Genomic DNA, 1,506 nt, shown 5'->3' with positions numbered 1-1,506 from the left:
CCGCATAGTAGCGGAGCGTCTCGGCCGTGAACGGCACCTCGCCATTGCGGGAATCGCCGATCGGTTTGCCGCTCTCATAGGAATTGAGCGTCGCCAGCATATCGACATTGGTATCGATCAGATCGGCGAGTTTCCAGATCAGCCTGGCGCGCTCGGCCGGCACCATTTTCGACCATGGACCGTCGATCGCCGTTCGCGCGGCCCTGACCGCCAGATCGACATCGGCGCCATCTCCGGCCGGCACCTGCGCGATGACCCGGCCATTCGAGGGGTCGATGACGTCGAGCGACCGTCCGGAGGCCGCCGGCAGCCATGCGTTGCCGATCAGCATCGCGTGCTTGCCGCCGACGAACGCCGCCACCTTGGGATCGAGTGGTGGCACGGCATCGAAACGTATGTTCATGACTTCCTCCGAACGGTCTCTTCGATCAGCGCTGGACGAAAGGCGCGGGAACGGAATTCCCGGCATCGATCCAGATGCTTTTTTCCTGAAGATATTCGTAGATGGCGGTCTGGCCGTTCTCCCGGCCGATGCCCGACTGCTTGTAGCCGCCGAAAGGCGAGAGATAGCTGGTGGCGCGGTACATGTTGACCCAGACGCTGCCGGCCTCGAGCCGCTCGGGCAAGCGGATTGCGCGGCCGAGATCCTGCGTCCACATCCCGGCCGCAAGCCCGTAGATGGTGTCGTTGGCGATGGCCACCGCCTCATCCTCATCCTCGAAGGGAATCACCGACAGCACCGGTCCGAAGACCTCTTCCTGGGCGATGCGCATGGACTGCTTCACGTTGCCGAAGATCGTCGGCTCCACGAACCAGCCATCGGCAATCGATTTGTCCTCGGGTATCTTGCCGCCGAGCAATTGCGCAGCGCCCTCACCGTTGGCGATGCTGATGTAGTCGAGCACTTTCGCGCGCTGGGGCAAGGTGGTGATCGGACCGACCTGGGTCTCGGGATCGAGCGGATCGCCAATCCTCGCGGTCTTTGCGAAGGCGACCAGCTTTTCCGTCACCTGGTCGTAGACGGAGCGCTGCACAAGCGCGCGAGAGCCTGCAATGCAGGTCTGCCCCGTCGCGGCAAAGATTCCGGAAACGAGGCCGGGAATGGCTGCCTCCATCTTGGCGTCGGCGAAAACGATGTTGGCGGATTTACCGCCGAGTTCGAGCGTGACCTTCTTGAGGCCGCCGGCGGCAGCCTGATAGACGCGGCGGCCGGTTGCATCACCACCGGTGAATGCCACTTTCGCGACATCTGGATGGGTGACGAGGCGGTCGCCGATTTCATGGCCGAAGCCGGTGACGATGTTGACGACGCCCTTGGGAAAGCCCGCTTTCTCGAAAAGCCGGCCGAAGAACAACGCCGAGACCGACGAGAATTCCGACGGCTTCCAGACGATCGTGTTGCCGGCCGCGAGCGCTGGAGCAAGCTTCCATGTCGCCAGCATCAAGGGTGAGTTCCACGGTGTGATCGCGGCCACAACACCGAGCGGCTCGCGGCGCGTGTAGTTG

The 1,506-nt window shown here is 63.1% G+C and carries 2 protein-coding genes; both read right to left on the bottom strand.

The genetic code is table 11. From position 1 onward, the window contains the following. Positions 1-403, bottom strand: a 403-nt coding sequence (locus EOC06_RS37115; RefSeq protein ID WP_164898992.1) for an aldehyde dehydrogenase family protein, incomplete at its 3' end; no start/stop codon positions are given. Positions 404-428: 25 nt separating this feature from the next. After that, positions 429-1,506, bottom strand: a 1,078-nt coding sequence (locus EOC06_RS37110; RefSeq protein ID WP_128310104.1) for an aldehyde dehydrogenase family protein, incomplete at its 5' end; no start/stop codon positions are given.

This window comes from Mesorhizobium sp. M7A.F.Ca.MR.362.00.0.0 (assembly GCF_004023175.1).
Taxonomy (GTDB): Bacteria; Pseudomonadota; Alphaproteobacteria; order Rhizobiales; family Rhizobiaceae; genus Mesorhizobium.
This window is presented reverse-complemented; position numbering and strand designations above follow the sequence as displayed.